The sequence below is a fragment of the Dellaglioa sp. CoH-57-MRSF-20 genome, assembly GCF_056781955.1.
This window is the reverse complement of sequence record NZ_JBXAXV010000188.1, coordinates 1-342: the sequence shown is the minus strand read 5'-3', so window position 1 is coordinate 342 and position 342 is coordinate 1. Positions and strand designations below refer to the sequence as shown.

Genomic DNA, 342 nt, shown 5'->3' with positions numbered 1-342 from the left:
CGCACGAACCACTTTACTGTTACTGGTATCAGTATAACCCTTTTGAGGCTTGCAGTAAACCTCTTTCTGCTCTACGTATTTACCAGCAGCGTCCACCGATGGCGGTGGCATAAACTGATTGAGGGCCTGAGCTGCGCCCTCGCACTCGACTTGTGTCGTGTAAGGACCGGAATCAGCAACCGGTTCGTCCCGCATCCGAAACGCGGGTCGGCCATTTAGAGTTAGCACCGTGGCCGTGATAAGGATGTAGGACGTGGTAATCATCCGAATCGCTCTCGCATTTCGGGCACGAGGTCCGAGAACTTCATCAAGTCACCTTCACGGATTAGCACGTCCTCACCG

At 53.8% G+C, this 342-nt stretch carries 1 protein-coding gene; it reads right to left on the bottom strand.

What is annotated here, in order from left to right; translation table 11 throughout:
• A partial coding sequence (locus AC1RPN_RS08725) for a hypothetical protein (protein WP_289862587.1) occupies positions 1-264 on the bottom strand: 264 nt, incomplete at its 3' end.
• Positions 265-342 lie beyond the last annotated feature (78 nt).